General features: G+C 39.4%; 23 protein-coding genes. 5 read left to right on the top strand and 18 right to left on the bottom strand.

What is annotated here, in order from left to right:
* Positions 1–126 precede the first annotated feature (126 nt).
* Complete coding sequence (locus IHV10_RS00670) at positions 127–705, bottom strand: YpmS family protein (protein ID WP_197126865.1); 579 nt, start codon at positions 703–705, stop codon at positions 127–129.
* A 100-nt stretch (positions 706–805) separates the two neighbouring features.
* Here IHV10_RS00670 and IHV10_RS00665 point away from each other — a divergent pair, with 100 nt between their 5' ends.
* The gene (locus IHV10_RS00665; RefSeq protein ID WP_066239985.1) at positions 806–985 is read left to right on the top strand and encodes a hypothetical protein; all 180 of its coding nucleotides are present in this window, start codon (positions 806–808) and stop codon (positions 983–985) included.
* Positions 986–1,158: 173 nt separating this feature from the next.
* Here the strand turns inward: IHV10_RS00665 and IHV10_RS00660 are convergent, their stop codons facing one another.
* On the bottom strand, positions 1,159–1,254 hold the full coding sequence (locus IHV10_RS00660) for a YjcZ family sporulation protein (protein ID WP_082861266.1): 96 nt from the start codon (positions 1,252–1,254) through the stop codon (positions 1,159–1,161).
* A gap of 101 nt (positions 1,255–1,355) precedes the next feature.
* Positions 1,356–1,454 carry a YjcZ family sporulation protein gene (locus tag IHV10_RS00655; RefSeq protein ID WP_370568912.1) on the bottom strand — a complete coding sequence of 33 codons (99 nt, stop codon included), beginning with the start codon at positions 1,452–1,454 and terminating at the stop codon, positions 1,356–1,358.
* A gap of 232 nt (positions 1,455–1,686) precedes the next feature.
* Here IHV10_RS00655 and IHV10_RS00650 point away from each other — a divergent pair, with 232 nt between their 5' ends.
* Positions 1,687–2,580 carry a peptidylprolyl isomerase gene (locus tag IHV10_RS00650; protein WP_197126864.1) on the top strand — a complete coding sequence of 298 codons (894 nt, stop codon included), beginning with the start codon at positions 1,687–1,689 and terminating at the stop codon, positions 2,578–2,580.
* Positions 2,581–2,879: 299 nt separating this feature from the next.
* On the opposite strand, the gene IHV10_RS00645 is transcribed toward IHV10_RS00650, so the two are convergent.
* The 9 genes from IHV10_RS00645 to IHV10_RS00605 form a co-directional block, all read right to left on the bottom strand.
* The gene (locus IHV10_RS00645; RefSeq protein ID WP_197126863.1) at positions 2,880–3,227 is read right to left on the bottom strand and encodes a sporulation YhaL family protein; all 348 of its coding nucleotides are present in this window, start codon (positions 3,225–3,227) and stop codon (positions 2,880–2,882) included.
* A 64-nt stretch (positions 3,228–3,291) separates the two neighbouring features.
* On the bottom strand, positions 3,292–4,602 hold the full coding sequence (locus IHV10_RS00640; RefSeq protein WP_197126862.1) for an MDR family MFS transporter: 1,311 nt from the start codon (positions 4,600–4,602) through the stop codon (positions 3,292–3,294).
* A 619-nt stretch (positions 4,603–5,221) separates the two neighbouring features.
* Positions 5,222–6,181 carry a 3'-5' exoribonuclease YhaM gene (yhaM, locus tag IHV10_RS00635; protein WP_197126861.1) on the bottom strand — a complete coding sequence of 320 codons (960 nt, stop codon included), beginning with the start codon at positions 6,179–6,181 and terminating at the stop codon, positions 5,222–5,224.
* A gap of 103 nt (positions 6,182–6,284) precedes the next feature.
* A complete protein-coding gene (locus tag IHV10_RS00630) occupies positions 6,285–7,649 on the bottom strand; it encodes a sensor histidine kinase (protein WP_197126860.1) in 1,365 nt (454 codons plus the stop codon).
* Positions 7,646–8,323, bottom strand: coding sequence for a response regulator transcription factor (locus tag IHV10_RS00625; protein ID WP_137790546.1), 678 nt, complete (start codon positions 8,321–8,323; stop codon positions 7,646–7,648). Before IHV10_RS00625 ends, IHV10_RS00630 begins: the two co-directional genes overlap by 4 nt.
* Before the next feature lie 20 nt (positions 8,324–8,343).
* Entirely contained in the window at positions 8,344–11,199 is a 2,856-nt protein-coding gene (locus IHV10_RS00620) for an ATP-binding protein (protein WP_197126859.1), read from the bottom strand.
* A 9-nt stretch (positions 11,200–11,208) separates the two neighbouring features.
* The gene (locus IHV10_RS00615; protein ID WP_197126858.1) at positions 11,209–12,426 is read right to left on the bottom strand and encodes a metallophosphoesterase family protein; all 1,218 of its coding nucleotides are present in this window, start codon (positions 12,424–12,426) and stop codon (positions 11,209–11,211) included.
* A 113-nt stretch (positions 12,427–12,539) separates the two neighbouring features.
* A complete protein-coding gene (locus IHV10_RS00610; protein ID WP_197126857.1) occupies positions 12,540–13,814 on the bottom strand; it encodes an ABC transporter permease in 1,275 nt (424 codons plus the stop codon).
* The gene (locus IHV10_RS00605) at positions 13,807–14,703 is read right to left on the bottom strand and encodes an ABC transporter ATP-binding protein (protein ID WP_197126856.1); all 897 of its coding nucleotides are present in this window, start codon (positions 14,701–14,703) and stop codon (positions 13,807–13,809) included. Before IHV10_RS00605 ends, IHV10_RS00610 begins: the two co-directional genes overlap by 8 nt.
* A 147-nt stretch (positions 14,704–14,850) precedes the next feature.
* On the opposite strand from IHV10_RS00605, the gene IHV10_RS00600 reads away from it, so the two are divergent.
* A complete protein-coding gene (locus IHV10_RS00600) occupies positions 14,851–15,036 on the top strand; it encodes a YhzD family protein (RefSeq protein ID WP_197126855.1) in 186 nt (61 codons plus the stop codon).
* 29 nt (positions 15,037–15,065) lie between these two features.
* A complete protein-coding gene (locus IHV10_RS00595; RefSeq protein ID WP_328085768.1) occupies positions 15,066–15,500 on the top strand; it encodes a GNAT family N-acetyltransferase in 435 nt (144 codons plus the stop codon).
* A gap of 248 nt (positions 15,501–15,748) precedes the next feature.
* Here IHV10_RS00595 and IHV10_RS00590 read toward each other — a convergent pair whose 3' ends face one another.
* The 6 genes from IHV10_RS00590 to IHV10_RS00565 all read right to left on the bottom strand — a co-directional run bounded on the left by IHV10_RS00590 (position 15,749) and on the right by IHV10_RS00565 (position 21,519).
* Positions 15,749–17,233 carry an aldehyde dehydrogenase family protein gene (locus IHV10_RS00590; RefSeq protein WP_197126854.1) on the bottom strand — a complete coding sequence of 495 codons (1,485 nt, stop codon included), beginning with the start codon at positions 17,231–17,233 and terminating at the stop codon, positions 15,749–15,751.
* Between the two features lie 324 nt (positions 17,234–17,557).
* A complete protein-coding gene (locus tag IHV10_RS00585; protein WP_197126853.1) occupies positions 17,558–18,409 on the bottom strand; it encodes a Cof-type HAD-IIB family hydrolase in 852 nt (283 codons plus the stop codon).
* Positions 18,410–18,565: 156 nt separating this feature from the next.
* On the bottom strand, positions 18,566–18,934 hold the full coding sequence (locus IHV10_RS00580; RefSeq protein ID WP_137790553.1) for a YlbF family regulator: 369 nt from the start codon (positions 18,932–18,934) through the stop codon (positions 18,566–18,568).
* 49 nt (positions 18,935–18,983) lie between these two features.
* Entirely contained in the window at positions 18,984–20,120 is a 1,137-nt protein-coding gene (locus IHV10_RS00575; protein ID WP_197126852.1) for a DUF445 domain-containing protein, read from the bottom strand.
* Between the two features lie 71 nt (positions 20,121–20,191).
* Positions 20,192–20,881, bottom strand: coding sequence for a diphthine--ammonia ligase (locus IHV10_RS00570; RefSeq protein ID WP_197126851.1), 690 nt, complete (start codon positions 20,879–20,881; stop codon positions 20,192–20,194).
* 20 nt (positions 20,882–20,901) lie between these two features.
* Positions 20,902–21,519 carry a polysaccharide deacetylase family protein gene (locus IHV10_RS00565; protein WP_370629629.1) on the bottom strand — a complete coding sequence of 206 codons (618 nt, stop codon included), beginning with the start codon at positions 21,517–21,519 and terminating at the stop codon, positions 20,902–20,904.
* Between the two features lie 130 nt (positions 21,520–21,649).
* Here IHV10_RS00565 and IHV10_RS00560 point away from each other — a divergent pair, with 130 nt between their 5' ends.
* Positions 21,650–22,546, top strand: a complete 897-nt coding sequence (locus tag IHV10_RS00560; protein ID WP_197126850.1) for a PucR family transcriptional regulator — start codon at positions 21,650–21,652, stop codon at positions 22,544–22,546.
* Positions 22,547–22,615: the final 69 nt, after the last annotated feature.

Below are 22,615 nucleotides of genomic sequence, written 5' to 3'. Positions count from 1 at the left end.
CCCTGCTTTCTAGTCATTGTCTGTCTATAATAATTATAATCCAACTTTCTCCATTTGGGTATGAATAATTGATGAAGAATGATAAAAGCACTTCTCCCCACCAAGGATGGGAAGAAGCGCTTTATTTTAGTTTTTTGTATAAACTCCTAATTTAATAGAGTTTTTCTTTAAATCAAATTCTTCAGCTTTAACCGCGTAACCTTTCTTTGTTGGCATTTCGGTCACTCTCATCAAAATGCTTTCGTCTTTCGGATATACATCTACCCATTCAGGAAACGCAACGGTCTTTTGGATAAGGGTAAACACCTCGTCACCAGGCAGTGGAAAACGCCCCACTTGCATGTCCTTCTCCTTCAATAACAAATCACCGTTTTCAAGAACTTCAGGTTCAAATGTAACTTGGTAAGGAAGCTCTTGATCGAAAGCAATAAAGGATCCATTAAGAACGGCTTCATCATTTCGCAAATTCACGTATACGTTCACATCAGGTGCCCTTTTGCGCAGTTCTTTATTTAATAGATCTTCCACTTGTTCTTTTTCTGTATGTATGCTCAACAACTTTTGATTGTCCTCAATATTATTATCTAGTGAACTACGATCTAATTGACCACCAGCAGGGTCTTTAAAAAGCACAACGGCTATGGCGATCGGTATGATTAAAAATAGCAGCAGCAGTGTAAAAAAAGCCGTTTTCCACTTATTCATGATTTTCTCTCCCTCTCTCATCTCTTAGAAGTTATTTTCCTATTCATATTCCACATATTTTGGTAAAGTTAAACAAGTAGTTCATGTTGGAGGTTTTCATATGGCAGGCTATATCTTCGTTTTTTTAGCACCAATCTTTTTATTTGTATTTAATTCACTTACACACAAGTTATGTGACAAAAAGAACTTGTCCTCAAAGCAGCAAGACTCGGTTTATCGTACGATTAACGTTTCTATTACCATTCTGCTCATTTCATCCTATATTTCAAACGTTCTATAAAAAATATAAAAGGGGGAACCTAAATTGCATTCCCCCTTGAGTAACCGTACCATACACATGCTGCACCTTTTGATCAAGAGTAGTAAAACACACATTAACGAAACTGCTTATAAACGTCAAGCCTGATCAGTCCCCCTTCATAAGAAAAGGTCCTGCTTAGACTGTCATTTATTTTAGCAGAAACATGCAGCTCCTACGATAATCAAAAGAATAAACAACACAACAATCAATGCGAAGCCTTTTCCATGCCCGTATCCACCGTAACCCATGAAAGCCACCTCCTTTGATATTCTGTACACTATCCTATGCATGACCCGTAATTCACGCATAGGCATTCGCCCTTTAAATTAATTTAAATTTCTATTCACCATCAATAGCAGTAACAAGCTCCAATAATGATGAGAAGGATAAAAAGAACTAAGATTAATGCTATTCCTCCCCCATGACCATAACCGTAACCATAACCCATCATCATACCTCCCTTTTCTTTCTCCATATCATATAGTGATACGCCCTGTTTTGATTAGACGAATGACCCGGTTTTTAAAATTTTTTTTGAAAAATCGTGTGGAATACCCGAAAACAAGGGTTTTATAATGTGTAAATTTTCTCATATTTCATTTATTGAATAGGAATACCCGTAACGTTTATGCTATAGTAAGAGTTGTTAAATTATTACTTCACAGTAGGAGTGTTTGAAAATGAAAAAATGGATGTTATCAGTAGGGCTCACAGCGGGACTTATTTCTTTATCCGCTTGTAATAATGCTGGTGGTGCTGATTCAGAAGCCATCGTAGAATCTAAAGCAGGAGATATTACGAAAGAAGAATTCTACAAAAAGATGAAGGAACAATACGGTGACCAAGTCCTAAACCAAATGATCGACGAAATGGTGCTTGAAGATAAATATAAAGTAACAGATAAAGAAATCGAGAAAGAAACAGAAAAGATCAAAGAAGAACTTGGCGGCGAGGATGCTTTCAAACAAGCACTTGAGCAAAACGGCTTATCTGATGAAAAACAGCTAAAAGAACGCATCAAGTCTATGCTTTTAAATGAAAAAGCAGCAACAGAAGGCGTTAAGATTTCTGAAGATGAAATGAAGAAAACATTTGATGAAAAATACAAAACAGAAGTTAAAGCGAGCCATATTCTTGTAGAGGATGAGAAGACGGCTAAAGAAGTTCAGAAGAAATTGAACGAAGGTGGAGACTTTGCTAAATTAGCGGAAGAATACTCTAAAGACCCTGGTTCAAAATCTAAAGGTGGAGACCTTGGCTTCTTCGGTAAAGGCGCAATGGTTCCAGAGTTTGATAAAGTTGCGTTTACACTTGAAAAAGGTAAAACAAGTGAACTTGTTAAGTCTGATTACGGTTACCACATCATTAAAGTAACGGACAAGCGTGAAAACAAGTTCGAAGACAAGAAAGAACAGATCGAGCAAGAGCTTAAGCAGCAAAAAGCGAAGCCAATCACTGAGATCTTAGAGAGCTTGAAGAAAAAAGCTGATGTTAAAGTAAAAGATAAAGAATTAAAAGAGAAGATGGAAAAGAAAGCAGAACAACCACAAATGCCACAGATGCCTCAACAATAATGGCATGAAATATGAAAACCAGACCCTTGATGGGGTCTGGTTTTTGTTTTGAACGTATGCAGAAGGCTTTCGCACCACAGTAGGCTGCAAAAAGCTTCTAAAAAAACAGAGGAATTCACAGATCACATAAAAAATGAGCACCATCACATAAAAAATATTCATTATCATATAAAAAATACACGTCATCACATAAAAAAGGCGGATCATCATATAAAAATATGAGATCAGAAAAAACTTGTCTATCCCAAAAAGACAATCAAAAGACCTGCTCTTAGCAGGTCTTTTCCTTACTTCCTATTCTACAGACGATTTGAATCATCATTATAATGATCTTCATCCCCTGCTGCTGCAACTAAATCCTCTGCATCATCATCTTCAGCGGAAGGCCGAGCTGATTCCTGAGCTTTTGCTCTCTCGATACGCTCCATGTATACTCTGCCCTCTTCTTCAATTACTCTTTGCTCGATTTCTTTATCTTCTTGGAACAATGTAACGATCCGATAACCGCTATAGATAATGCCGCAAAGCACGAAATACATCCACCATGGAGTCATAGTAAAGAAGTTGCCCACTCCAGCTGAATATTCTTTTAACACAAATGCAGCTATGAGTATGGCACCGAAGAATAAAGCAGCGTATCCTTTCATCGATTAACTCCCCCTTATTAGACAAGCTTTTAATACAGTCTATGAGGGATGATAGGAAGTTATGTCATGAAAGTGCAGGTTCAGCTTTAGATTCTTTATCCGTTTTGTTGGACTCCATTTTTTTGTCAAACGCACGGAACATCACGTAATAGAGTCCGGCACTCATCACCGCTAAGACAAAAAGAAGATAAAACGTATTTTCAAAACCGATCCACATCGTTAAAGGAATAGAGATCGGTGCGATCGTACGTCCGATTGTAAAACGCAGACCCGCTGCTGCAAAGTACTGCCCTCTCATGTTTTCTGGCGCAAGCTTTGAAATAAAGCTTTCTTGGATTCCAACTACCATCAGCTCAGCTGTTGTAAAGATGACCATGGCACCAAAAAGAATCCACATCATCGTCGTACTGCCGAACACAAGCATCGACACACCGTATAAAAGTGCAGAAAGTATAAAGACTCTCCCTTCTTTAAATCGGTTCATCCATTTAGCCATCCAAACCGTACATAACGCAACCATCAATCCATTAAGGGAGATCAAATAACCAAACACTTTTTCACCGGTTAATGAAATGTCCCAATTTCCAATTGCAAAGAGCGATTGTTCTGGTACTTTTTCCGTTGTATACACAGCTAAGAGTAGGTCCATCTGCATGAAGGTTTGAGCTACAAGAATACCCGCTAAGATAAATAGCAAGAATAGCTTATCACTCGCGATCACTCGATAATCTTTCAACTGTTCACCGATCGCCTGGAACCAATTTTTATCAGTCCCAACTTGTTCTAATACTTCTTTCTTTACAGGAACCGTTTCACGAATGTATTTCGCTAGCACGATCGCTAACACAACACTTACGAGTAAACATGCTAGCAATAATTCAAAGCGGTAAGAGAAAAAGAAGATACTTCCCAATACAGGACCAAAGACCACAGATATGTTAATCGATGTATAAAATACGGCAAACACTTCACTTCTATGCTTCTCTTCTACAACGTCTGCGATCATCGCGTGACTAGCTGGCCAATATAGAGAACCAAATAGCCCTAACGCTGAAAACGCAATAAACGTTAAGATCGGTGAATCCATCCACGGCGAGTTAGCAAGACAGAAGAAGATAAACGTTGCTGCCTGACCCCAAGCCGAGATCACCATCATCTTCTTTCGTCCATATTTATCCGCACAATAGCCACCTACAAGATTTGTGATCACACCTACAACTTGTGATAGGACTAATAAAATTCCAGCTGTTGTTTTTCCCATTTCATCCGAAAAATAGATCGCCATAAACGGGAAGAACATCCAAAACAATAGATTTACAAAAAATTCTCCTATTAAACGAACCTTCAGATTCGCATCCCAATCTTTCCATCTCATGCTGTTCACTTCTTCCTTTTTGTAATTTCCGACACTGTTGATTTATCTAATCCGACTTTTGAGCAGTCACTTTCATAAGCAAGCAGTGAATACAGCAATTTTTTCAATGAGAACATAGAAAAAAGCCTATGAGTATACACCGTTACATGTGCATACCATAAGCTTTTCGTTAAAAAGGCTCTTGAATGGCACATGGAAAGATTGCTCAAAAGTAAGTAGATTGCATAGCAAAATAAGCCTTCCCAATTGGGACTAGACGTTATTTAGCTTGCTTTCTTACCTTACCTTGAACAATGCTAACCATGAGTCATTGCCTCCTAAAATTTCGTTTCGTAACTTCCAATTCCAAATTTACCATAACTCCCATTTTTACACAATGGGATAATTTTATTAATCTTGGTGCTTCGTTGTCTTAGTGAGTTGTTGATTTCCGTTTCAGGTTGCTCGCTTTCCGCGGGGCAGGCGGTGAGCCACATTCGTACGTTTCACTTTTAAGTGTCTCACCTGCCCGCCTGTCCCGCAGGAGTCTCACACCTTCCACTACAATCAACTTATCAAAGAAGACAATAAAAACGATTAATAGCAAAAAACACTACAATACTGCCTTTATAATTGGGCCTTAACTTTTCGCAAATTCCCCTTGGAATAGAGGCTTATATAACGAACGATTCTCCAGAGCGAACTGCTTATCTGTAAATTCTCCAGGTTGCACCTTTTCGAGTGCGCGGTCCATCATGTTCATTCTAGCATCAAAATTATCGATCATATGAAGGATTTCTGCTTCACGAATCAACGGCGCTTTAGGGCTTCCCCACTCCGGTTTACTGTGGTGACTTAAAACGAGATGCTGAAGGACAGTTACTTCTTCTCCTTCAATCTCTAACTCATCTGCCGCCTTGCCGATCTCGTTTACCATGATTGTAATATGACCGAGAAGCTTCCCTTCGAGTGTATAAGACGCAGCAACTGGGCCTGACAACTCGATGACTTTTCCAAGATCGTGCAGAATGATTCCTGAATAGAGAAGGTCTGTATCTAGAGAAGGGTAAAGCTTGCTGAACGCTTTTGCCATATCCAACATGGATACAACATGAAACGCAAGACCTGATACAAACTCATGGTGGTTCTTAACCGCTGCAGGATATTCCAGAAACTCAGCTTGATGTTTCTTTAACAAATGCCTTGTGATTCTTTGAATATTTGGATTCTTCATCTCAAATATGTATTTGGTGATCGTCTCTACCATCACGTCTTGGGATAATGGAGCTGTTTCTAGGAAATCACTTACTTTAACACCATCAAGTTCCGTTGCAGGGCGAATGGCTTTAAGCTTTAACTGCATTTTTCCTCTGTAGTTCCCCATCTCACCAGCTAGTTTTACGATAGCTTGAGCTGCGTAGAGCTCTTCATCTTCTGGTGAACTATCCCATAGTTTTGCCTCCACATCACCTGTTTGATCTTGAAGGATCAACGTTAAGAATGGTTTACCATTACTTGCCGTTCCTTTAACAGATGATTTGATAAGAAAGAAACCATCTACGATCTCTCCTACCTTATAAAACGCAAGTCCTTTTTTCATCTTTCACCCCGCCTTTCTTTGCTTTAGTATAGCATATCCGTCTATTTAACTACTTGTCATAACACTAAGTTGGTAAAATTTACGCCTAGTGAATGACTCTCTTCTAACCCTTTCTTTTTGGGTTAGTTATCGGAATCTTAATCTGAAAAGCTACCCCTTCTGCTCTATTCTCGGCGACCACTTTTCCTCCATGCAGTTCCGCAATTCGTTTTACAATAGCAAGCCCTAGTCCAAACTGACCCTTATTTCCTTTTCTGAACGGCTGGAAGATTTCTTCTCCAGTTACACCCGTGAGACTCTCTCCATCATTAAATACTTCAATAACAAAGTCAGATCCGTTATTAAAAGCTGAGAGTCGAATCGTCTCGTGTGCATAACGTAATGCGTTCTGAACTAAATTATCCAGCAGAATACTCCATTGCTCTTTATCACCATTCAGATTGTAATGGTTACCTGTAATCTCAAAATCTATGTCTTCACGCTGATACCTAAATCGTTCAACAATATCTTCTGCCAGATCACCAAAGTTAAAATTCTCTTTTGTAAAAACATCGAGTTTCATAGCGTCGAGCTTTGTATAATACAGCATATTTTGAACACGCTTTTCCATTCTTTCCGTCTCTTTTAAGATCACGTCCATCATATCTTCTGTTGTATCCTTTGGCATGATGCCATCTTTTACAGATTGAGCGTAACTCTTGATCGTCATGATAGGTGTCTTTAATTCATGAGACGCATGTTGAATAAATGTTTTTTGTGCATGATCATGTCTTAACAAGTTTTGACGCATCTCTTCAAATTGTTTGGAAAGAATATAAAATTCATCATCACCCTTCCAATGAAACGGCTCCTGCCAGTTGCGTTTGGCGATCTGTTCGAACCGCTTTCCTAAGATGGTGAGAGGTGAACGCAAATACCGTGCTAACCAAATCGCAGGGATGATAGAGAATATACCTGTAAACAACAAAATCAAAACAAGCCTTAGCCATAATCGGTTAACCATTTGATCGCGATACGTATCCCACATATAGGAAATTAAATACACCTTTTCGCCTTTTACGTTGGTCTTTGTTGTGATTGCATAAAATAAGGTCGCATCTTCATACGTTAGCTCGTAACGTCCTTTATTCTTCTTTTGTTTGTATGCTTTTTCAGCCATCTCATAAAGAACTTCTTCAGGTACAGGATCACCTTGTGAGTTGGCGTACTTGTCAACAATCACTACATGTCCAACATCACGAGCAGCATTCCTTCTTTCAATAAAATCAGTTGGAGATTCCCCTTCTCTAGGAAGCTGATTGTTGGGATCCCATACATTCTGCTGCTCGTTCTCTATGATTCGATACGTTTCTTCAGTCAGCGTGTCTTTAATGGATAGCGGATAGATGATCGCGGTTAAGAGACCAATCGTAAAAATCAGCAGCCCGAATGAAAGCCATATACGCTGAGTTAGGTTTAAACGTATCATGATGGTATAATCCTATAACCAGCTCCGTAAACGGTCTCTAAGTTCAATCGAGGCATCTTCTTACGCACACGTCTGATCACATCATCCACAGCGCGTTCAGATCCGAAATAATCGTCTCCCCAAACATATTCTAAGATCTCTTCTCGCTTACGAGATTTCCCTTTGTTCTCGATTAAATAAAGAAGAACGTCAATCTCTTTTCCTGTAAGATTAATCATCTCTCCATCACGTGTGATCTTTCTTGAGATCGGATCAATCATATACCCCGTAATCTCAATGGTTTGAGGCAGGCGGTTACCAGTTTCATATATTCTCGTTAACAGTTTTCTAACTCGAATAACGAGCTCTCTTGGCATGAAAGGCTTTGCTAAATAATCATCACTGCCCAGCTCAAGTCCAACGATTCGATCCAAGTCTTGGTCTCGAGCAGAAACAAAAATAACAGGGATGTCTGAAGTCTTTTTGATCTCTTTAATAATTTCATAGCCATCCATACCAGGCAGCATAATATCTAATATCCATAGATGAGGCTTCTTCTCTTCAGCACTCTTCAAAGCATCTTCTCCATTGTGAAAAACCGAAACGCTCCAACCTTCTTTTTCCATATAGGCCTTCAGCACTTGAGCAAGATCTTGTTCATCTTCGACTAAGTAAATGGAATACTCATTTGACATGAGCCATTCCCCTCCTTTGGTTACATTTCAGCGATAACGGATTGGTGTGGCCAATGTATGACAGGGACAGATGGAACGGTAGAAGCAATATGTTTATGACAAGTAAAGAACAGTACCTGCCGATCAAACGCAGCTTCTTGTATCAGTTGTATTGTTCGTTTTGTCCTTAAGCCATCAAAGTTAACCGCAATATCGTCCATTAAAATCGGAAAGTCTTTCGGTCCTGCATGGTAAGCTACTGCTAATCGGATAGCTAAATACACTTGTTCTGCAGTCCCCCGGCTTAACTCATGCGGGTAAAAAACTATTCCTTCCCCGTTTACAACCATTAGTTCATTTTTGTCTGTGAACGTAATAGATTGATATTCACTTTCTGTTATTTTACTAAAATAAACACTCGAAGTCTCTAAAACCGCTGGCAGCTTTGTTTTTTGATATTCTTCTTTTACTTTTAAAAGAGCATGCTGTGCAAGGCGCACGCTTGCCCATTTCTTAACGAGCGTGTTCCATTCATCTTTAAGCATCTCATAACGATGCATATTCTCTGAGTAACTGCCATCTTCAAGCAGTTTCGCTAACTCCCAGTCCAGTTTCCCTTTTGCTTCAACCTTCTCGGCATAATGTTTTTGTTTTTCTTCCTCTTTTTCTTCCAAAAATGATATATGATGAAGTGTTTTTTCAAAGTGTACCGTTACTTTCTCTGCCATCATGACGACTTCATCTTCTGAAAACCCTAACGATATCAATTGATTTAATAGCGTTTCACGTTCTTCTTTTAGCTTGCTGAACCGTTCCTTGTTTTTACCTTTTACATAAAAGTCTTCTTCCTTACTAACTTTGGCATCATTCCACAAAATTTGGATCTGGTCATCTAAAAAGGTGATTTTTTTCTCAAACTCTTCCCTTCGCTCGATGAGTTCCCATCTATTTTGCTGAAGGTGCGCTGCTCGCGATTGATTTTTAAGTTGCTTCTCCAATTCGGCATAACAAGAGTTGATCCAGTATTTCATATCTTCTTGGGGTTCTTCTCCTAATACAAGTGATAGTGAACCGGCTTTCTTCTCATAATTTTTCTGTTTTAGCGTTATATCTTTTACTTTTATTTCTGCTTCATTTCGCTGTCTTAACAAATCCTTAAGCTGAAGAACTCGCTTCATATAACCTGATACGAAAAGCCGGTCCAACTGCCCTTTGTACCCGTTATCTGACGCCCATCGTTGTGCACGATCAACGACAGTTGCTTCTTCCACTTCTAAATAATCCAGCCGTTTAGCAAGCTGTACATAGATATTGTTTTCGTTAGAAAGCTGTAGAGAGAGCTGCATCCATTGTTTACGATTGACCTCATCTTCTAACAATCGATGATGTACGTGTTTTGGCATTTCTTCACCTGACTGATTCTTCCTCAAATACATGAAGCTTAAAACCAGCGACGTAATCAACAGAAGAACTCCCCCAAACATGACTGGTGGATGATTTGAAATCCAACCAGACCAAAGAAGTAATACGGAAGAAAATATGGGCAATAGTATTGTATAGGAAGGAATATTTCTTGTTTGCTTATGATTTGAATGCTGATACTTTGCATATTCTTCTTCAGATAGTAGGTTCGCTTTTTGTTGTGCTTCTTCCGCTTCTAAACGCTCGAGATTCATTCTAGAGTCCTCGAGCTCGTCTTCTAACCTACTTTGTTTATCTTTAACCTGCTCATGCTGCTTGATCAAATCTTCTAGAAGATGAAGAGAAGATAAAGACAGTGAAAGTTTCTTAAGCTCTTCTTCAGACCACGTTTCTCCGATCTCATCAACGAGCTCTCTTTCTTCATTTTTTAAAGCCTGTATGTGACGTTGAAGCTCTTGTAGCTGGTTGAAGAGATGTTCATATTCAGGAAGGTGATTAAACAAACGTTTAATCTCTGTTTCGTATTTTATTATTACTTCATTACTTATCACTGATTTCAGCTCGGTTTCAACATCTTGAATACGGCTATCTGTGTACGTTAAGTCACTTTTTAATCCTGAATACTCTTTTCGCCATTCGTCATATTGTTGAAGTCCGTTTTCTGGAAAATAAAATTGGTCAGAATCCAGAGAGCTTATCTCTACATCAAGCTGTCTATATTTTTGCAGTACAGGCTTTAATTCGAGTAGCCTCTTGTTTGAGCGAAGTTCTGTTTGGATCTCCGTCAACTCTTGTTTAATTCTTTCAAGAACCTTTTGTTGAACTTCTTTTTCGTTCGTTAACGCCTGATAACTCTCGTTTTTTTCTTTTAAGAGTTGAAGTGATTTTGCCGATGAAGAAAGCTGTTCTAATTTTTCATTAATGATTGGTTTTTTGCCTGCTTTTTTAAATAAAAGAGCTTGTTTTTTCTCAAATGTCTGTTCGATGTCTAATAGATCACGGTCACCTGAAATCGCGGTGCTTAGTAAAAAATTACCGAGTTCTTCAGATGATAACTTGTCTAATTTTTGTAAGCCATCAAGACCAAAGCAAAATGCACCCGTATACAAGGATTGTTCCATTCCATCTAACAACTGTATCAGAAATGCTTCTTCTTTCTGCTGCCCCGTTTCATCAAAAAGTGTGACATCACCAATTACAGTAGATCGCGCTATTCTCTCAATCGTCCAAGTGCCGTGTATTTGATGGTGAATGGTGATCTTACCACCCATTCTGTTTCCGTCTTTAGGTTCATAGCGGCGTTGATTTTGACTTTTTGTAGGAAAACCGTAGAACATACATTTAATAAAGTCCATCAGTGTCGTTTTTCCTGCTTCGTTTTCTCCGTAAAGAATCTGTAGCCCCTTATTTTCGAAGTTGATTCTACAATCCTTTAAACCACCGAAGTGATAGATATGAAGGGAAACGAGTTTCATATTTTTCACCTACCTGCTTTTATGAAGTTCTGATAATAATAATTGTTCAGCTTGTTGTTTAATCTCTTCATAATCTTGTTCATTCAGCTCTATGTATTTTCTGGCTGTTCGGTGTGTAGACAATTCATAAATCGCATGTTGCAGTTCTGAATCATCTTCTAGAACACACTGTAAATCTTGAAAAAAGGCAGATTGTTTCATGGATTGTTCCTCTTGAAGAGAAGGGGTCGTTACATTCTTAATCGAAACAACATGCACAAACGAAGAATCATAATCTTCCTCACGCAAGATTTCTTCTAAATCTTCAATGAACGTTCCATCCAAAAGCTCATGATAAAGCTGAGTTTGACCCGTCAACTTTAAGACAAGAAGGACACCTTTATTACCTTGTTGATGCGTGTTGATCTTTTTTTCACACAAAAGGATCACTTCTTGCAGACTATCAACCTCAGTTAAATCAATGCTGCTTTCTTGCCAACTGATTTCAGACGTGGAGTAGAACTGACTTTCGACTTCATTATGGTTTAAAGTAACGATGTAGCCACCTTTTTCACCTAGTTCTCCACTATGTCTGCCTTGTATATTCCCTGAATAACGAACGGGTGGATCTATGTTTAAATCTATTCTTTTATGAATGTGTCCGAGCGCCCAATAATCGTAGCCTTTTTTTAGAAGCTCTGTTAACAAAAAAGGCGCGTATCTGCTGTGTCCGCTATAACCATCAGCCTGTCCATGCAAAATGCCAATATGATACAAATCATCTCTTTTGTCAGGATAATGTAACGTTCGATCATCTGTCACCGCTGCAGTTTCATAGCTAAATCCGTGCAAAGCCGCTACCTGTCTTCCCTTTTTTTCAAAGTAAATAGTCTGAACATGGTTCCCGCCAAAAAAGTGCACATTGCTCGGCCAATCAAGATCTACCCATTGTCCATCTAATGGATCATGATTACCATGAACAACATATACGTTTATGTCATAACTCTTCAGTTTCATAAAACAGTTTTTCAAATATGATTGAGCCTTTAAGCTTCGGTTTCCGCTGTCATAAAGATCTCCTGCAATCACTACAAAATCTACTTCTTCTGAAATTGCAAGATCGATCAGACGTTTAAACGATACGAACGTGCTATCAGAAAGCCGCTGAAAAAGCCCATTAGGCAACGAGGAAAGTCCTTTGAACGGACTATCTAGATGGAGATCTGCACAATGTAAAAACTTTATCATTTCACTCATCCTCTTTTTCTACCATTCTTCCCTTCATTTTAACATATATACGAAAGCACGTTCGCTTGTGAATGTGTAAAAAAAGAGAGCTCAATGGCTCTCTTTTCAAAGTATTAAACGTCGGTTGTATTTTTCTTCTCCTGTTTGGATAAAAGGAGGGCTTGCTTAAACAATTTCAAGGAAGGTGCGTTTCCGTACATCAAAACCCCTCCACGATATACACGAGCACCAATTATGGCAAACAAGAAGATGGCTCCGACTAAGACGCTGATTCCAAGTGCTACTTCCCAAACCGGTAATGAAAGCATCCCTACACGAAGCAGCATGAGCATTGGTGTGAACAGCGGGAAGTATGATGCCGCTGCAACAAAGCCAGACTCTGGATTTTCTCTGCCGAACATGGCAATCATAAATGCTGCCACGATTACGATTACTACTGGTGTCATCAAATTATTTACTTCTTCAACTCTGCTGATCAATGATCCCAGCATCGCAAATAGAGTAGCGTATAAGAAGAATCCTAAAATGAAAAACACAAGAGCATAGATGATTAGTGACGTTGGAATCTCGTTCAACTTTAGTTCATTGATGATACTCTCACTTCCACTAAGCTGTCCGTTTAATTTAACAGCTAGAAACCCTCCTGCAACAAACAACGCAAGCTGAGTTAAAGCGACGAGTACGATCCCAAAGATCTTCCCAAACATCTGTGTCACTGGCGATACAGAAGAAATCAGTATTTCCATAACACGTGAAGATTTTTCTGTTGCCACTTCTACGGCGATCATACTTCCATACATCATGACGGCCATATACATGAAAAATAGGACCACATACACTAGGATGTATACTTGAGCTGCCTCTTCCTCACTTTTCGCTGAATCTGACAATGACTCCTTAGCAAAAGTAACCGGAGAATAAATAGCAGCGAGCTGTTCTTGGTTCAATCCAATGGACTCGGCGGCAGATTTGTTCTTAATCTGCTGCAGGGCCAACTCTACATCCGCGATCAGGCTCTGCTGTGTTACATCTTCTGCTTTATAAGTTCCTGTGATAATGCCTGAAGCATCCCTATCCAGAATTAAAAGTCCTTCGATTTTACCATCAAGTACTGCTTTTTCTGCTTCACTTTCCGATTTCGTAAACGCTTCAGGTTTCAAATCATCATTTGTTTGCTTAAGTTGTGCTTGAAGAGCTGGAAGTGTCTCTCCTGTTCTATCGATAACCCCAATTTTAGAAGCCTCATCTTCACCGAACATTTTTGTGATCTCGTTCATATTCGTTATGACAAATAACAATCCGATTGTAATCAATGTAGTGATCAGGAATGGTTTTGATTTAATTTTAGATCGGTATGTATGCATCATTACAGTCATAAATTTACTCATGAACAACACCTACTTTCTCGATGAAGATATCATTTAATGAAGGTTCTTCAAGTTCAAACTTTCTTACAAATCCTTTTGACTGAATAGTTCGGAACAAATCTTGAGCCACTTCTTCTCGTTCAACTTGAAGAATGATCCCATCTCCCGTTGGACGATGTTTAAGAACTCCTGATGTGTCTTTCAAATAAGTTAGATCAAAATCTGCTTTAACTGATACATTCTTTTTCCCAAAAGATCGTTTGATCTCTTTTAGGTTTCCTTGAACAACTGACTTTCCTCTATGCATGATGCACAGATGCTGACATAGTTCTTCTACGTGCTCCATCCTATGAGATGAGAAGACAATCGTCGTTCCTTCTTTTTTCAGCTCATGAACAGCACTCTTCAAAAGTTCAACATTTACGGGATCTAATCCGCTAAACGGTTCATCTAAGATTAAAAGTTCTGGACGATGAAGAACAGCCGCAATGAACTGTATTTTTTGCTGATTTCCTTTAGACAATGCTTCTACCTTCTTGTTTAAATACTCCTCAGCACCAAAACGCTTCAACCACTTATTCGTTTGTTCTTGAATTTGTGAACGAGTCATACCGCGCAACTGTCCTAGATAGATCAACTGCTCTCTTACGGTCAGTTTTGGATATAATCCTCTTTCTTCGGGTAGATATCCTATAAGGTCACTCGTCTCATAAGAGATCTCTTTGTCGTTCCACGTAATTCTTCCTTGTGATGGTGTTAACAATCCTAAGATCATTCGAAATGTCGTCGTTTTCCCTGCACCGTTTGCACCTAACAATCCAAAGATCTCGCCTTTAGGAATCTGTAAGTTAATTCCGTCAACGGCTGTAAAACTACCAAACTGTTTTCTTACCTCGTTAATGGTCAACATGACTATATCCCTCCCGCTGTAAAATATACCATATATTCCTAGTACGTAGTGTAATACCTTAAGTTTCATACAAATTCTTAAGTTTATGGCAGGAAAAATTCGTCGAATGTTGAAATCAAATTTAGATACGAAAGGAGTTCGATCATCATGAATACATACGCACTAACTGCATACGAAAGTAACGGGGAAAAAATATTGGATGAAACGATTTCCGCTCCGAACGACTCTGTAGCAAAAGAGCAAGGAGAAGCCCGTTTGGCTGAACTGAACATGCAAGAAAAAGCGCATCGTCTGACTTCACCAAAGGGACAATTGCTTCTTTTCCATCGCTAATGAAACTCATGGAAACGAGGGAGAAAACAGTGAGTGAAGTAATTCTACGTGAAGCTCGATACGATGACAGTTACGAACTTTCTTATTTAATGGGTGAACTCGGTTATCCAACAAAGCCCGAGGAAATGACAGAGCGATTAGAGACACTGCTTCCTAATTCTGCTTATGCTTGTTTTGTGGCTTGTGTAAACGACCAAGTAATTGGGATGATCGGCCTTACAAAAGGAATTTATTTTGAAAAAAACGGCTGCTATGCTCGTATTTCTGCTTTGGTTGTAAGTGAAGAGTTCAGAGGAAATGGCATCGGCAAGGAGCTCGTTCGTTATGGAGAAGAATGGGCAAAAGAACAAGGCTGCACAGCAATATTACTTAATAGCGGCAAGCATCGAACAGACACGCATGAGTTCTATCGAAGTTTAGATTATGACGACACAGGACTGCGATTTATTAAGGTGATGCTTTAATAATCAGCTGGGCGACGAAGAGATTCGCCGCTTATCAATGTTAAATTGTTCATTCAGAAGCAAGAAGGTCGAGGAAGTGAAGTTTTTGAGGAGCGGAGTGTAGTTCTCCTACATGAGCACCGAAAAAACAAAACTGACGAAGAGATTCGCCGCTTATCAATGAACAAAGAAAAAACCGGATGCTGGATCTAGCACCCGGTTTTCCCTATTTATCCGCTCAATTCTTTGACCCCGTTATATCTTGTTGTCTATTTTAGGTTCACCCACACACTCTTAACTTCTGTGTAGTTATTTAATGCATAAGATCCCATTTCACGTCCGATACCGGATTGCTTGTATCCGCCGAATGGTGAAGCAGCATCAAATGCATTATAGCAGTTCACCCATACCGTACCAGCACGAAGCTTGTTCGATACATAATGAGCTGTTTTTAAATTCTCTGTCCATAGTCCTGCAGCAAGACCATATTCTGAGTCGTTTGCACGAGCGATTACATCATCCAAGTCATCAAACGGCATTGCAGCCACAACTGGACCGAAGATCTCTTCTTTTGCAATCGTCATCTTATCATCAACATCGGCGAAGATTGTCGGCTCGACAAAGTACCCTCTGTCAAACGGAGTTGTTCCTCCTGTTAACAATTCTGCACCTTCATCTTGTCCTTTTTGGATGTAACCAAGAACACGGTTATGCTGTTCTTGAGATACGAGCGGCCCCATCGTTGTATCTGGATCTAACCCAGGACCTTGCTTGATTTTCTTCGCATGAGACACAAGGTCTGCTACGACATTATCAAATGATTTCTTTTGAATATATAAACGTGATCCCGCACAGCAAACTTGTCCTTGGTTGAACATGATTCCGCTTAATGCACCAGGAACTGCACGGCTCATGTCAGCATCAGGCAAGATGATGTTTGGTGATTTACCACCAAGCTCTAGTGTTACTCGCTTCAAAGAGTTAGACGCGTTACGCATGATCAGTTTTCCAACTTCAGTGGAACCTGTAAATGCAATCTTGTCCACGTTCGGATGATCAACCAGCGCCGCACCTGTTTCACCAGCACCTGTTACAACGTTTAGCACACCTTCAGGGAACCCTGCTTCATGAGCTAATTTTGCCAAGTAAAGTGCAGATAGAGGTGTTTGCTCTGCCGGCTTCAGTACGACCGTACATCCCGTCGCAAGTGCAGCACCAAGCTTCCATGCTGCCATCAATAGTGGGAAGTTCCAAGGAATGATCTGTCCGACTACACCTAGCGCTTCATGACGCGTGTAGTTGAAGAAGCTTCCTGCTACAGGAATCGTCTGCCCCACGATTTTTGTTGACCAACCAGCATAATAGCGGAAATGCTCAATCGCAAGCGGAACATCCGCATTCATCGTTTCGCGAATCGGCTTTCCGTTATCCAATGTATCAAGCTGTGCTAATTCTTCTTTATTCTCTTCCATCAATTCTGCTAATTTGTAAATTAAGTAACTTCGCTTTGAAGCAGGCATCTTTGACCAATAACCTGTTTCAAAAGCCGCTCTTGCCGCTTTAACCGCTTTATCGATATCTTCAGTTCCACCTTCTGATACAACTGCTAAAACTTCTCCAGTTGAAGGGTTTAATGTTTCAAATGTTTTTCCGCTAGCTGAGCTGACCCATTCCCCATTGATAAAATGCTTTTTCGTTCCGTTAAGAAACTCGGCCACCTTTGGTTTTAATTGAAGGTCTAAAGTTTTTTCCATTTGAATCCTCCCTTTGCATTGTGGTTCTTACATAAATATTATTCGTCACGATTCATGTAAACCCTTTCATTTTCTACATTTGTAATAAAACTGAAACGTTTTTTACGAAATTCGACGGGAGTTGTCGAAAGAACTCTATTAGTATGTAATCCCAATGGACAGGTCATCAGGATTTAGAAATCGCTCATAAATTTCTAGAATCGCTCACAAATCTCAAGAATCGATCACAACTGCCCACAAATGCACCTTTCCACTTTTACCTACACAAAAAAAGACTCCTCTCAGACAAAATGTCTAAAAAGAGCTCTCTTTATCACTAATAAACTATCGTTTCAACGTCTGGAAACGCATCTGCTTGCGGAACACTTCTTTAATCATGTACGGTACGCCTAGCTGGTCGTTTGTACGCGTGATCCACTTCGCTTTTCTCTTCACTTCATCAGGTGCGTTTGCCATCGCCACACCTAGCCCTGCAAACTCGATCATATCTAAATCGTTATAAGAATCCCCGATCGCTACCATCTCATTTGGTGCGATGCCAAGTTTCTCACCAAGGAACCTTAACGCATTTCCTTTTGTTACTTTTTTAGCTGTGATCTCTAACTGACATTTGGCTGAAGAAGAATATTCAAAGTCTGGCATATGTTCATTTAGATACTTCATAGCAGACTCGCATTCTTTTTCATCAAAAAACTGTACATCCATCTTTGGCGGTGCCACTTCTTGCGCGAGAACATAATCTCCTAAATTCTCTGTGAAAGAAACAGGATAGAACAACGGATCCCCCGTACTTAATGTTAACTTGGCGACGAGCTGACTTTTTTGCTTAAGCTGATTTCCGACGGAGAAGCGCTCATGGACTACCCGCATGTGGCATTCGTAATTTCCAAGCACTTCTACTATTCTGTAAGTATCCTCGACCGATAACCTTTTTTCTTGAAGAGGTTCATCAAGAGATGAAGCAATGAATCCACCATTATGACTGATCAAATAACTGTCGATCTTTAAAGCTTTGGCGATTTTTTGTGTAGATGGAAAACTCCTGCCCGAAGCGAGTGTGACATAGACCCCTTTTTGCTGCACATAATCAATGGCTTCTTTCGTTTCTTTATCGATACGGAAATTGCTTCGCAGTAGGGTTCCGTCGATGTCAATCGCTAGTAAACGGTATACCATGATGCGCTCCCCCCATTTCGCGAAAATATAGTATAAGAACTCGTGTTAAGTTTATGACCTTGAAACATGCTTTAGAACGCGGACAAACCTAAGAAATACAATGCAAAAAGAAAACCCCCTGCTACAAAAGTAACAGAGGGTTAAATCAGTACATTATTATTGCTGTTGTCCGTCTTCTTCAACCATTGGTCCGTAAAGTTCTTCCAGTGGCTTTGTGATCACTTTATTTAGATCATTGATGATCATGCTCATGCGTTGCTCTGCAGCCATAAGCTTTGAGATTGTTTCGTTCTGTTGTACATCAGCAAAAAGCTTTTGAGCTTCTTCAATCTCTTCAGGAGTCACTTCCTGGCCGTTCATTTGTTTTTGTTGAAGATTTACTTGAATATCACGGAATTTACCGAAAAGTTCTTTCGTTTCCGGATTGTTATTTACTTCATCATAGCTTTGTTTTAAAGCTGTAAAGTCCTCACTATTGCGTAGTGCTTTTTCTAAGTCGTAAGCAACATCGTATACGTTTGACATTGGTAAAATACCTCCTATTGATTAACTACGGTACCCACTATAACAGACTCTACAAAAATAGTACAAGGATACCTTGAAAAACACCGATAACTCCGCCTAACAAAGCTCCTAGCCATGTAATCATCTTAAGTTCGCTTTTTGCGATCGAAATGATGATTTCCTCTAGACGCTCTAGCGAAAAGGTCTCAACTTGTTCTTCCACGATTTTCGCAAGATGCATCTTCTCAAGCAACATTTCTAATCTTGCTACAAATAAATCAAGTCCCGCAGCGACTGCTTTTGGAGTTAGATCATCTACAATCCATTTTTCAACCGAACTAGCTAACGAAGAAACAGGTGTATTTAGATACTCTTCGATTGGAAGTCTAGCCGTGATTTCTTTTGCTAAACCTGTCGTCATTTCAGGCATGTTCAGCAATCCAAGGGCTTCATCCATTCTTTTATCCATGAAGCTGCGATATTCTTCCTGAAGCAGATTCAACACCGTATCACGTGTATTTTCATGTTTCATGAACTTTATCAGTTCCGGTTGTACTTTTTCCGCGATGCTCACATTGCCAAAGAACATAGACACCATATTTACGAGCATTCCTTTATCCATTAGAAATGCATCGATGCCACTTGCCAGAGATTTTCGGCCGTCTTCGCTCTCTAAATAAAGAACGCCTTTGTTTAAGAGCCAATCAACGACTTCTGGCAGCTTTTCTTCCCCTCTAGCAACAAACTTTTCTGGTAAAATATCTTTCATTTCCTTGCCATTTGATTCCTGCAGCATTTTTTTCATACGCGTGCTCAGCCATGCTTCAGTTGTCGTTTGGATTCTGTTCTGAACATCGTCTACTCCGAAATCCTTTTTAAGCAGTTCACTGATCGTCATGTCACTCTTTAAAAAGCGTTTTACTTCAACCTGAACGAGCTCGGTCATTTCTTTGCGAAAATCGGCATCGTTAATTTTTGCCTGCACACCTTCTGCGGTCAGGAGGTGATTGGTTACAGTCTCACCAAGCTGAACAGCGAGCTGTTTTCTTCGCTTCGGTATAAGTCCCGGTGTAAACGGAACTCTATACTTACCAATATATAATGTATTAAACGGTCGAAATAACATTCGGATTGCAATGGAGTTTGTTAATCCTCCAATAAACGCACCGACGATCGCCATGATTGAAATTGAAATCCATACGTTCATATTTTTATCTCCATTACTCTAGATTCTATTTTCCTAGTATACGTCATTTAGAATTGTGCTAGCAATTTGGACTACACACTTGGAAGGATGTCTACATAATAAAAGCGGTCTTCTTTACTGATCATATCCTTTACGATTCGAGTCTCACCTAACGTATACGTAATAGGATAGGAAAAGTTCGGTCCATCAAAAACAAATGTGTGAAATTCTCCGTTCTCGCCACAAATGTCATGTTTCTTTGGATAGTCCTTTTTAAACTGCTCGTCTATGACCCGGCCAGTAAAAGAGGCATCTATTTTTAAAGTATCAGAGCAGCATACCACAGTCTTAAACCCCTTACGTAAGAACTCATCTATAATATGCTCTGTACTCTCGCCCCATATTGGAAATACAGGTGTAATCCCTGTACCGTTTAACATTTTTTCACGGTACTTTTTTACATCTTCTAAAAAAATATCGCCAAACATGATGTACTGTATACCATCAGTATTAATATCATCAACGGCTTTTTTCATTCTTTGCTGGTACATATCATTCGGACAATCTTTAGGTATCCAAACAACTCGAAGCGGTAAACCAAGTGATTGTGCTTGCATTTCTAGGAGTTCATTGCGAACACCATGCATGGTTGTCCGCTCATAGTCCTCTGTCAACGTTGTTAGTAAAGAATCGATCTCCCATTCCTCAGACTGCTGCAATCGATACAAAGCTAAAATTGAATCTTTGCCTCCGCTAAATGAAACTACAATTTTTCTCTTCATATAGAACCCTCCATAGTTAACTATTTAGGAGGCAATACGAACTCATAGCCTTCTAGTTTTAATTCAGAAATCAATTCGTCTAGTATTCTCACGGTTTGCTTTAATTCATGCAACAAGATAACAGAGCCATCCTCTGCATGATTCAAGATGTTATGAACAATGGGTATGGGATCATGTTTGTGTTCCCAGTCAAGACCTGCGACTTCCCATAAGAAAGGAACTTTGCAGAGCTCTTTAAGAACATGCAATGTATCTTCGTTGAACTGTCCGTAAGGCGGACGAAAGTATTTAACTTCTTGACCTGTAAGAACCTCTAGATGCTTCAAATTCGTAGAAATATCATGCATCTGATCACGATAAGAAAGTCTCGTTAAAACACGATGGCGCAATGAATGCCCACCGATCATATGGCCTTCCTCTATCACACGTTTCCGCGGACGATTTTTATGCAGCAACTTCGACTGCCAAAAGAACAACGCTTTAACATTATATTTTTTGAGAATATCCAGCAGTTCAACTAAAACAGAAGATGGCCCATCATCAAAAGTTAGAATTAGAGATTTCGAACCTTTTGTTTTATAGTGCTTGTCCCAATTTTTTATATTTGTCCATATATCTTTATTTTCCCAGTCGTACACGACCGTTGAAGAAGTTACTCAAGGACACGTTTTCATGGTGTCTCCTCCTCTTGGAAATCTGTTAGTTTAGTTAACCACTTAACATTGCTATAATAATAGCAAGCTTTTCGTTGAAAGGATATGAAAATGGATGCTTGATAAGCTAAAGAAGCACTATAAGAATTTATTCACAACAGACCTCTCACAGCAGACAGGCTTTTACTGGTTCCTTACTGATGATAGCGAGCCGTTTGGGATTTCTAAATCTGCCGTTTCTGAATCCGAACTTACATTACTTCAATCGATGTTTAACATATATGAAAATGATAATCAGGCAAATATTTTTTCTTCACAGCAGTTAAAATGGAAATCGCTTCTTTTTGATGATGAACTATCAACTGAAGAAGGTTTCTACCGATTTGTCCATTTTTTTAGCAAACAGCCTATTACCGATTATGCTTCTTTTTCTGAAGCGGTAAACGGACTTTTTCCTGAAGATGCTGTTCTCCTTCTGAACAGGGATCTTAAGAGTGGCGTTATTATTGAAACATCGAAACAGGAATTTAGTGAAACACCTTATGAAGCGTTAAAAGATATGCTTTCAACAGACTTTTATATGGATATTTCTATTTATATAGGGTGCTATAACAGTCAACTGAATCGCGCAAAAGAAACCTATGACAGAGAACAGCAACAATTTTTAAATGTGAGGAATCTTTTGATGCCGAAATCCGTATATACGGTAGCTGATATCGTGCCGTATATCCTTCTTCAGTCTGCTAGTCCTATGGCCGATCAAACATTAACTGCATTAGTAGAAGAATGGCAGGAAGAAGACGAAGAAACTTTAAAAAGCATCAAAGTATTTGTTGAATGCAACCTCAACGTTTCGTTAGCGGCGAAACAATTATATATTCACCGAAACAGCCTTCAATATCGTGTGGAAAAGTTTTACGACAAAACAGGCATTGATGTGAAACAACTTAAAAACGCACTCACCGTGTACTTAGCGATTCTTCTTATCGAGCAAAAAGAGAGAAATATGTAACAGCTGCTTCCATTTTCGGAAGCAGCTTTTTTATACCTACAAACGTAGATTCATCACCTATGGAAAACA

Source organism: Fictibacillus sp. 5RED26 (assembly GCF_015903895.1).
GTDB lineage: Bacteria > Bacillota > Bacilli > Bacillales > Fictibacillaceae > Fictibacillus > Fictibacillus phosphorivorans.
The sequence above is the reverse complement of the archived record's forward strand: the minus strand, read 5'-3'. Positions and strand labels throughout refer to the sequence as shown.

Bases quoted from the DNA above. Each gene is read 5' to 3' on its own strand.
- IHV10_RS00580 (WP_137790553.1), bottom strand. From the start codon at position 18,934: ATGTCAAACGTATACGATGTTGCTTACGACTTAGAAAAAGCACTACGC.
- IHV10_RS00665 (WP_066239985.1), top strand. From the start codon at position 806: ATGGCAGGCTATATCTTCGTTTTTTTAGCACCAATCTTTTTATTTGTA.
- IHV10_RS00585 (WP_197126853.1), bottom strand. From the start codon at position 18,409: ATGGTATACCGTTTACTAGCGATTGACATCGACGGAACCCTACTGCGA.
- yhaM (WP_197126861.1), bottom strand. From the start codon at position 6,181: ATGAAAAAAGGACTTGCGTTTTATAAGGTAGGAGAGATCGTAGATGGT.
- IHV10_RS00670 (WP_197126865.1), bottom strand. From the start codon at position 705: ATGAATAAGTGGAAAACGGCTTTTTTTACACTGCTGCTGCTATTTTTA.
- IHV10_RS00630 (WP_197126860.1), bottom strand. From the start codon at position 7,649: ATGATACGTTTAAACCTAACTCAGCGTATATGGCTTTCATTCGGGCTG.
- IHV10_RS00575 (WP_197126852.1), bottom strand. From the start codon at position 20,120: ATGAACGTATGGATTTCAATTTCAATCATGGCGATCGTCGGTGCGTTT.
- IHV10_RS00600 (WP_197126855.1), top strand. From the start codon at position 14,851: ATGAATACATACGCACTAACTGCATACGAAAGTAACGGGGAAAAAATA.
- IHV10_RS00625 (WP_137790546.1), bottom strand. From the start codon at position 8,323: ATGTCAAATGAGTATTCCATTTACTTAGTCGAAGATGAACAAGATCTT.
- IHV10_RS00590 (WP_197126854.1), bottom strand. From the start codon at position 17,233: ATGGAAAAAACTTTAGACCTTCAATTAAAACCAAAGGTGGCCGAGTTT.
- IHV10_RS00620 (WP_197126859.1), bottom strand. From the start codon at position 11,199: ATGAAACTCGTTTCCCTTCATATCTATCACTTCGGTGGTTTAAAGGAT.
- IHV10_RS00650 (WP_197126864.1), top strand. From the start codon at position 1,687: ATGAAAAAATGGATGTTATCAGTAGGGCTCACAGCGGGACTTATTTCT.
- IHV10_RS00610 (WP_197126857.1), bottom strand. From the start codon at position 13,814: ATGAGTAAATTTATGACTGTAATGATGCATACATACCGATCTAAAATT.
- IHV10_RS00655 (WP_370568912.1), bottom strand. From the start codon at position 1,454: ATGGGTTATGGTTACGGTTATGGTCATGGGGGAGGAATAGCATTAATC.
- IHV10_RS00615 (WP_197126858.1), bottom strand. From the start codon at position 12,426: ATGATAAAGTTTTTACATTGTGCAGATCTCCATCTAGATAGTCCGTTC.
- IHV10_RS00640 (WP_197126862.1), bottom strand. From the start codon at position 4,602: ATGAGATGGAAAGATTGGGATGCGAATCTGAAGGTTCGTTTAATAGGA.
- IHV10_RS00605 (WP_197126856.1), bottom strand. From the start codon at position 14,703: ATGTTGACCATTAACGAGGTAAGAAAACAGTTTGGTAGTTTTACAGCC.
- IHV10_RS00645 (WP_197126863.1), bottom strand. From the start codon at position 3,227: ATGAAAGGATACGCTGCTTTATTCTTCGGTGCCATACTCATAGCTGCA.
- IHV10_RS00560 (WP_197126850.1), top strand. From the start codon at position 21,650: ATGCTTGATAAGCTAAAGAAGCACTATAAGAATTTATTCACAACAGAC.
- IHV10_RS00570 (WP_197126851.1), bottom strand. From the start codon at position 20,881: ATGAAGAGAAAAATTGTAGTTTCATTTAGCGGAGGCAAAGATTCAATT.
- IHV10_RS00660 (WP_082861266.1), bottom strand. From the start codon at position 1,254: ATGGGTTACGGTGGATACGGGCATGGAAAAGGCTTCGCATTGATTGTT.